Source organism: Acinetobacter sp. 802_lipA, assembly GCF_058242885.1.
In genome coordinates this window covers 1-8,375 of record NZ_JBZAYP010000006.1, presented here as the reverse complement: position 1 = coordinate 8,375, position 8,375 = coordinate 1, and the positions used below count along the sequence as shown (strand labels likewise).

At 34.6% G+C, this 8,375-nt stretch carries 9 protein-coding genes and 2 pseudogenes; 6 read left to right on the top strand and 5 right to left on the bottom strand.

The genetic code is table 11. The annotated features are described in order from the left end of the window. Positions 1 to 805: replication initiation protein (locus tag AC4CU3_RS19130; protein ID WP_490738500.1), on the top strand; the 805-nt coding region annotated here is incomplete at its 5' end. Between the two features lie 492 nt (positions 806 to 1,297). On the opposite strand, the gene AC4CU3_RS19125 is transcribed toward AC4CU3_RS19130, so the two are convergent. Beyond that, positions 1,298 to 2,380: a zinc-dependent alcohol dehydrogenase family protein gene (locus AC4CU3_RS19125; protein ID WP_006582650.1), complete on the bottom strand. Its 1,083-nt coding sequence runs from the start codon at positions 2,378 to 2,380 to the stop codon at positions 1,298 to 1,300. 447 nt (positions 2,381 to 2,827) lie between these two features. On the opposite strand from AC4CU3_RS19125, the gene AC4CU3_RS19120 reads away from it, so the two are divergent. Beyond that, complete coding sequence (locus tag AC4CU3_RS19120; protein ID WP_063454737.1) at positions 2,828 to 3,067, top strand: antitoxin; 240 nt, start codon at positions 2,828 to 2,830, stop codon at positions 3,065 to 3,067. Continuing rightward, positions 3,067 to 3,477 carry a type II toxin-antitoxin system VapC family toxin gene (locus AC4CU3_RS19115; RefSeq protein ID WP_063454736.1) on the top strand — a complete coding sequence of 137 codons (411 nt, stop codon included), beginning with the start codon at positions 3,067 to 3,069 and terminating at the stop codon, positions 3,475 to 3,477. Before AC4CU3_RS19120 ends, AC4CU3_RS19115 begins: the two co-directional genes overlap by 1 nt. A 106-nt stretch (positions 3,478 to 3,583) precedes the next feature. Here the strand turns inward: AC4CU3_RS19115 and AC4CU3_RS19110 are convergent, their stop codons facing one another. Together AC4CU3_RS19110 and mobQ are read right to left on the bottom strand one after the other, a co-directional pair. After that, positions 3,584 to 4,813, bottom strand: a complete 1,230-nt coding sequence (locus AC4CU3_RS19110; RefSeq protein WP_068569691.1) for a hypothetical protein — start codon at positions 4,811 to 4,813, stop codon at positions 3,584 to 3,586. Positions 4,814 to 4,830: 17 nt separating this feature from the next. Continuing rightward, complete coding sequence (gene mobQ / locus AC4CU3_RS19105; protein ID WP_163069996.1) at positions 4,831 to 5,991, bottom strand: MobQ family relaxase; 1,161 nt, start codon at positions 5,989 to 5,991, stop codon at positions 4,831 to 4,833. Between the two features lie 233 nt (positions 5,992 to 6,224). On the opposite strand from mobQ, the gene AC4CU3_RS19100 reads away from it, so the two are divergent. Then, entirely contained in the window at positions 6,225 to 6,503 is a 279-nt protein-coding gene (locus AC4CU3_RS19100) for a DUF8583 domain-containing protein (RefSeq protein WP_063454741.1), read from the top strand. A gap of 2 nt (positions 6,504 to 6,505) precedes the next feature. Next, positions 6,506 to 6,817, top strand: a complete 312-nt coding sequence (locus AC4CU3_RS19095; protein WP_068569697.1) for an HU family DNA-binding protein — start codon at positions 6,506 to 6,508, stop codon at positions 6,815 to 6,817. 11 nt (positions 6,818 to 6,828) lie between these two features. Here the strand turns inward: AC4CU3_RS19095 and AC4CU3_RS19090 are convergent. Both AC4CU3_RS19090 and AC4CU3_RS19085 read right to left on the bottom strand, forming a co-directional pair. Next, a pseudogene (locus tag AC4CU3_RS19090) lies at positions 6,829 to 7,137 on the bottom strand (replication initiation protein RepM); the annotation flags it as partial. Between the two features lie 318 nt (positions 7,138 to 7,455). Continuing rightward, the gene (locus tag AC4CU3_RS19085) at positions 7,456 to 7,647 is read right to left on the bottom strand and encodes a hypothetical protein (RefSeq protein ID WP_068569695.1); all 192 of its coding nucleotides are present in this window, start codon (positions 7,645 to 7,647) and stop codon (positions 7,456 to 7,458) included. A 582-nt stretch (positions 7,648 to 8,229) separates the two neighbouring features. Between AC4CU3_RS19085 and AC4CU3_RS19080 the strand changes: the two are divergent. Further along, positions 8,230 to 8,375: pseudogene (locus AC4CU3_RS19080) on the top strand (replication initiation protein); the annotation flags it as partial.

Here is an 8,375-nt window from a genome sequence, read left to right as displayed (position 1 = left end):
CAATGATCCTATTTTCATCTCGTCTAGTGACTTCTCACGGGAATGTGGCATAGACATTTCAACCGCATATACTGCATTAGAAACTGCATCAGATCGTCTTTTCACTCGATTCTTTGGATACACTGCCCAAAATGGAGATCGGGTAAAAGTTAGATGGCTACAGAAGGTGATTTATAAAGCAGGGCAAGGAGGGTCAGAACTTTATTTTACAGATGAAGTCCTCCTTCTTTTGAGGGAGTTTGATGCTTTAAACCCTTACACCAAGTACAAGAAAGAAGTTGTATTACGGCTCAAGAAAGACTACTCACTAGACCTTTACCACTTAGCTAAGAAGCATCAGGCAATGGGTGGCTTTCAGATCAGCCTTGATGATCTTTTTGAGCAATTTGAATTACCTGAATCTTATAAACGAATAGGAAATCTCAAAGATCGTGTAATAAAACCATCATTAGATGAAATCAATCAAAATACTGATATTGACCTCAGCTATGAGAATGTAAAGCGAGGGCGTTCTGTGGTCGGCTTTAAGTTCACTGTTAAAGAGAAGCCAAAGCCGAAAGTGATCGAAACAGGTCGAGATCCGCACACACTCGATATGTTCTGCAAAATGTCTGATAGCCAAATCAGCACATATAGCTCGATTTTATCAAAGGTACACAGCATCAGCGACCTTGCAGGCAATAAAGATTATCAAGCATTTGCGGTATGGATTTCGAATATTTTACGAGATCCAAAATCGGTTCGTGAGGAAATAGCGAAACGTATTTTTAAGGCTTTGCGAACTGAAACAGATTTTAAAGGCTGAATTGCTAGGAGCATTATTCAACTGAGCTAATCAAAGTCGTGAAACATTGCTTAAATAATAGTCATGGAACGTGAAAAATCATAAAAAAAACCCACCTTGGGGAAGATGGGCTATCAACTAGAAACTACAGCATTGATTTCTAAGTGGAATTATAACACGTTTCGTATAAGGTGTATTATGTTAAGTTTAGAAATACTTATAAAGACGAGTGAATTTTCTACTTTTAAACTAGCTTAATTTTTGGGAGCATTACCTACGGATAAAAAAGATAAAATAAATAAAGTTTATAGTTCTCAAAAGTGGTGGAAGAAGAAGAGTCTAAAAAGAGAAGTTTTTGGAGTCGTTTTTTTCTTCCTAATGGATAGAGTGAATATCATAAAATAAGTTACAGGTTCTGGGAGCAAGTAAGATTACTATCATCAAAGTATATTAATTCAGAACAGTCGCTAAAAAAAATCGAGGCATGTGCCCCGATTTTTTATTCTTTGATTATTAAAAATCAATAATTACTTTCATTGCTTTTTCTTTTGCTGCATTAATGAATACATCATATGCTTTTTCAATTTCATTAAATTTAAAATGATGCGTTGCTAACTTTTCCATTGGAAGTTTTCCAGAACAACAAGATTTTAATAGCATTCCTGTAGTATTTGCATTCACTAAGCCAGTAGTGATTGTTAAATTTTTAATCCATAATTTTTCAAGAGAAAAGTTCACAGACTTACCATGCACACCAACGTTAGCTAAATGTCCGCCTTCTTTGACAATGTTTTGACAAATATCCCAAGTAGGCTCAATTCCTACAGCTTCAATAGCACAATCAACACCACGTTGATTAGTTAACTCCATTACGCGTGCAATAGCATCTTCTGTTCCCGAATTAATTGTATCCGTTGCTCCTAACTCTTTTGCCATAGCTAAGCGGTTTTCATCCATATCAATCATAATGATTTGACTTGGAGAGTAAAATTGAGCTGTTAATAGTGCACTCATACCAACAGGGCCGGCACCAACAATAGCCACTGTATCACCAGGCTTAATATCCCCATTTTGAACACCAATTTCATGAGCTGTAGGTAGAGCATCAGAAAGTAAAACAGCTACATCTTCATTTAAGCCTTCAGGTAGCACATATAATGAAGTATCAGCAAAAGGAGTACGTACATACTCAGCTTGAGTTCCATCGATCATGTATCCCATGATCCAACCACCATCATTGCGACAATGAGAATATAACTGTTTTGCACAGTTTTCACATGTACCACAACGACTTACGCATGAAACAATTACTTTATCGCCAACTTTGATATTTTTTACTGATGAACCAATTTGTTCAACAATACCAATACCTTCATGACCTAAAATACGACCATTGAATGAACCATTTTTTTCTTGTTCTTTTTGTTCAATTTCAGGATTTTTACCTTTATAAATACCAAGATCCGTTCCACAAATTGTCGTTTTTGTCATTTTAATAATGGCATCTGTCGGATCAATTAGTTCTGGTTTTTTGCGTTCCTCGAATCTAATATCATGATCACCATAATAAACCATTGCTTTCATTATATTTTCCATAATATATCCTGTTCAATTAAGTTGGTGGACTCAAGCCACAAGAGCAAACGTATAAAAACTTTCCAAACAATGTCGATGTTACCCAACAAGGGAAGCAGCAATATTAATTCGTATTCTAGACACATATCCTAGTTTTATCTAAAAAAATTGTATTAAAAATGGTAGGGGAATACTCCCTCAAATTAACCGATTTTAAAGCTATAAAATGATTGATTTAACATAATGGCGCTTATACGAAACGCATATTTTAAATATATAAAAATCATACACTTGTGTTATAGTGGTGATGCTCGACGATGTCGAAAAGCTGACTTGGAAACAAGTCGGCTTTTTTATGAGCGGTTTTGATACTTCTTGCCAATAATATTTATCAAGATTTGACATTATGATTGCACCGATCTCTATTTAATATATACTATTTAGTATATTAAAAAAGGAGGGTGTATCATGAATCATATTGCAAAAATCTTTATGAATGGGCAAAGCCAAGCGGTACGACTACCAAAACAATTTCGCTTTGAAAGCAAAGTTGTTTATGTCAGAAGAAATACAAAAGGAGAGGTTATTCTTTCTGAAAAACCTCGTACATGGACAGAGTTTTTTAATGAAAATAGTGATGTGTTGGGTTTTGAAACCCTAATGGCTGATCGTGAGCAAGATATGCCATTTGAAAGAGATCTTTTTTAATGGAATATCTACTTGATACCAATATTGTGGGCTATATTTTAAAAGGTGTTGCCAGTAATAAGCTAAAAAATAAATTAATGATGATTAATCCCGATGATGTTTTCATTTCACAGATTACCCATGCTGAAATTATTTATGGTTTGCAGAAGGGTGGGAATATCATCAAACATATTAATCGAGTTAATTCTTTTTTAGAAACACTGAGTATTTTAGATTGGGATGAACAATGTGCCCATGCTTATGGCAAAGTTCGTAATGAATTACGCCTACAAGGTGTTACTGTTCAATCAATGGACTTAATGATTGGTGCTCATGCCATTGGTCACAATATGACTTTGATTAGTAATGATCATATTTTTGATCATTTCAAACAATTTGGATTAGTGCTAGAAAATTGGCAAACCGCCTGATTAGGCATATAAAGCGATTTAAGCGATTTTTACATGATACTGATAAGGGATTAATGTAAATCAGATTTAAATCGCTTAGATCGTAAATTGTGGCGTTCTGGGCGAACTAATCAAGTGCTTTGCAGTTGAGAGTGACTATCAGCGTTGGAAACTTCTTCTTTACATCCGAAATTGATTGTTTTGTAAGTTTGATCGAGTCATTTTTTATCGACGCGAGTAATACACCATCTTCATTAAGCTTTTTGTTTTGACTTTGAAGCGCTAAATTATCTTTTTCTAAACTTTTATTTTGAATAAATGCGGTAATGCATAGTGCGCTGAGAACAACCAAAAAAAAAGCTAAAATTGAACTTGTGTTGATTGCAAAATAGTTAAAATTCAATCGCTTATATAGGTTTTCATAATAGTTTGTTTGTTTGACTATGATCTTTTCAGTTGTCGTTAAACTATCGTTTAGTTTTAAACTGATCAAATTTGCTTTCTGATCAACTAAATCTTCTGTTTCACTCATTTTATTTAAAACATTATTACAATGAGTCTGCACATTTTTTGAAATATTATTAATTTCATCATCAAAAATACTATTAATATTTTCCGTTTCTGCGTTTATTTTATCAAGAACATGCTTTCTAAAATTAAGAGATGATTCATAAAGTTGTTTCATCTGATCTTTATTTAATTCTTCAACTTCAGCAAATGAATCTTTTACGCTGTTGATTGCAATATTAATGCTTTCTGTAAATGCGCTGACATCAGTTTTAAACTGAGAGAGACTTTCTCGATGATCTTTTGTGACACTCAATACTTGTTTGTTTAAGTGATTATAGATTTCTATAATATTCGTAATGACAGTGCTGTTCGCTTTTTTAGCTTCTAAAATCAGTGTTTGGTTTTGCTCTTTAAACTGTAGTGAAAAGTTTTGTGTCACGCTTTCTTTTACGTCGTTAGCAACATTTTTTATAATATCGCTAGTTATTTTGTCACTGCTGCCACTAATTTTTTTAGAAAGATCTAAGTTTTGTTGCTCCAGCTCTGCGAGTGATTGCTTTGCAGTCTGTCTGATCTGCATGATTTCAGCATTTAATTGAAGAATGCTTTTCTGATTATTTTCGATATTAAGCTTTGAATCTTGAACGATTGACACGAACTCTTGAAGCTCAATTTTGTTTAGAAAATCAAAAAAATCATTCTTAATTTCAGTTTGTGAATTGCTGACATGACTATTAAGTTTTTTCAGTAATTCAATATGTTGTTGCTTTTCATTTTCAAGTGATTCTGAAAGCAGTTGCATAGTGTTTAAAAGTGTTTTCAATGTTGCTGAAACTTGATCGCTCATGCGAACTCCAAAAATAACTAAAAATCTGGTGTGTAGTTATTATTTCTAGTTTGCTCACGCTCGACTTGTCGCTCACGCTCAGCTTGTCGCTCACGCTCAGCTTGTCGTTCATGCTCAGCTTGTCGCTCATGCTCAGCTTGTCGCTCATGCTCAGCTTGATTGTTGATAGAGTCAGACAAGCTTGAAAACAATTCGTTTTTGCTCAAACTAGAAATGCTTGAGTCGAGCGTATCAAAAATATTTTTTTGACTTCCGTTTTCGTTAACATTTTCAGTTATTTTGTCAAAAGTCTCATTAATTTCTGTCAATTTGCTTGAAGCAGTATTCAAAATGTCATCAAAAGCACTTTCTCTTGATTGTGTTTGTAATTTGCTTTGCTCAAATTTGAGCTGTTGCAGCAGTTTTGATGTCGCAATGATCTCATGCTCTAAATCAGGCATTGAACTCAATAAGTTACGCTGTTTAATCGCATCATTTTTTAAACTGATTTCTGTTTCAATATTCATTCGTCGAAGTTGAGTCACTTTTGAGCCTTCATGTAGTGTTGCTTCGAGGTCTAGCCCTCGTGCCCTATTACTACGATGATCAACACGAATATCAAAACCCGCTTTTTCTAAATGTAAATTAGTTAAATCGGCAAAGTATGAGCGCCAGTTTTTAACTGTTTTACTTCCCACTTCTTTATTAAAATCACGAAATTTTTTTGCTGAGAACTCACCTGTTTCTAGATCAATTGATCTTGTCGTAAACATAATATGAGCATGATAATTTCGTTCATCACTTCCACTATTTTTATGTGGTGCATGTATTGCAGCATCAACAACTGCACCATATTTTTCAACGAGCTTTTTACATAGATCATCGAGCATTGATTTTCGTTGCTCTGCATTAAGTTCATTTGGAAAAGCAATTTCAAATTCTCTAGCTAGAGTTGCATCTTTTCTTCGCTCAACTTTCTCAACTGAGTTCCATAATTTTTGTCTATTTAATAAATTAATATTTGTATTTTCGGGTGCATATATTTGTGTATGTTCGACTCCTATTTTTCTTGTGTAATCTTGTTCTTTACCGTAATAGTCGCATGTCAATTTTTCAGCAGAACGATAAGCAGCACAAGCAACGGCAGATCGTCCGTCACTTCTACTTATATTCTTGACTGAAAAATGATATATCGCCATTTCGCTTTTGCTCTTAAATTTGGTAAACCAAATTTCACCAGTCTATGTAGACTGGTTTGGGGTGTAGGGGTATCCCCTACCGTGCTTACCATTGAAAAATACCATTAGGTTTTTTCAATGGATAAGTGCGCCCTTCATTTCATTCGGGAAAAACCACGATATCATATAGCACCTTGAATTTCAATTCATGTGCGCTTATGATTGAGTGAGTTATTTCGGAATGATCTTAGAGTATGAGTATTGAAAATTTAGAACAGAAAATTGAAAAACAAGAAGAGCGTTTAAAACAATTAAAAGCTCAAAAACAGGCAATTGAAGCTAGGGAAAAAAAGAAAATTTCAGAGCAACAAAGAAAAGACGAAACTCGCAAAAAAATATTATTAGGTTCTTATTTGCTTAAAGAAATGGAAGATGAAACAGAGAAAACAAAAATACTCGCTAATCTCAATACATATTTAACACAAGATCGAGATAGAAAACTTTTTGATTTACCAAGTATTGAGGAAAATTAACGATGAATAAAGCAGATATAATTGCCAAACTTGCTCCTAAATTATATATAACTCAAGATGAAGCCAGAGTTATTCTTAATTCTGTTCTTGAAGTATTTACTGAAGCATTAGTTGAAGAGAAGAGTCTTAAATTAGTCGATTTTGGAACTTTTTCCGTTCAAAAACGTGCTGAAAGAATCGGCCGTAATCCTAAAACTGGCGACCCCATTAATATTCCCGAAAAAGAAGTTGTTACTTTTAAACAAGGAAAGGCTTTAGGTGAGAAATTTCTTGTTAAAGCCAAACCTAAAGGAAAAATAAAAAAAGCAAAATAAATCTTTATGGACTATGCCTGAAATCCTGCTTTTTCTAAACATTGATAAAGCTCTCTAAATTTTTCAGGCTCCAAAAGCATGTCAGCGATACGAATAGCAAATTGCTGAAAGCTCTCTGTACCTCGTGAATATTTAGACATTTCGGGCATTTCAGACATTTTATTAGCGAATAAATGCCGTTGTGGGTCGCTCAATTTTATAAAAAAGTCGGGACTACTTGGATTTCGTTCGGGATCTATTACCTTTTCTATTTTGGTTTGTGGTTTTTGCTTAAACTTGAATGAAAAGCCTGTAATAGAGCGCCCTGTCTTGAGTTGGTCGCTCGGACTAAACTAAACTTCTGAAGACATAGTTTTTCGAGGTTGTTATCCGCCATAGGATAAATATTTTCTGATTTTATGAATAAAATCGGCGTTTTAAAGTTTGGTATCAAGTGGTTGGCACTTGGTACTGCGTCAAATTTTACGGTGCACACGTTATAAGCACTTAGACCCCCTCGGATATTCTTAACCAACAGAATATCGAAACGAGGTGGGTTGCTTTAAATGCTCGCCATTTGCGCTCTAAGCGATTTTTCACACCCACACTATAAAACCTAGTGCAACACTATTAAAATCGCATACAGAGCAAACCATGCGCTATAAATCAATATCTCTTGGTGTATCTTGCTCACGATCTGCCATAAAATCTTCAAATCCTGTTGTGTTATTGTCTTTAAAAAAATCTTCCCAAGTTACTTCACAAAAAACGCTATGTTCATTGGCTTTGAAAAATTTTAAAGGCTTGTCGATGTTCTTCATCGACAGATAAACCAAATCGTCTTTGCTCATGTCAGATATCCTTTAGCGAGTGTCTACGAGCGACACAAAAAAAATTTGCGCCTAGACACCTCTGAAAAACCGTTTTTTAAAAAATTCGATTCATGTTTGTAGTAAATCACATGCTGATCTTTGCACCTAGACCGAGCGCAGCGAGCATAAAGCTCTATGAGCGAAGCGAATCCATAGTCGCTTTTGCTTTTGGAATTCACAAACAATATTAACTAAAAAACTGCCCCTCAGACCGAGCAAAGCGAGGTCAAAATGTCACGAGCTTTAGCGAGTGCCATAGGGCAGTTTTTCACTCCCCTGCTCCTTTTTATACTTTTAAAAAGCTTTTAAATACTTTTAGCCCCCCTTCAACGCCACGTATAGAATGGCTTTCAAACTTTAAAAAACTACAAACGCCAAGTATTAAACTACAAACGCCAAGTTAAATGCAGTTTAAAAACTACAAACGCCAAGTTTAAAAACTACAAACGCCAAGTATTAAACTACTTACTTATACTTGTAGATTAATATATACCGACTACTTGAAAAACCATGTAGATTAATATATAAAACTACAAACCCAAACAATGTAGAATAAATAATATGGCTGCTGATTTGAGAAAACATTATCCGAAGGATTGGATGGTTTTACAAAACCGTGTGACCGAGTGTTATAGGGGAATGAGTCTTGATGAAAAGCGTCTATTTATCATGGCTACGCCACTTGCAAGAACAACGCAAATATCGAG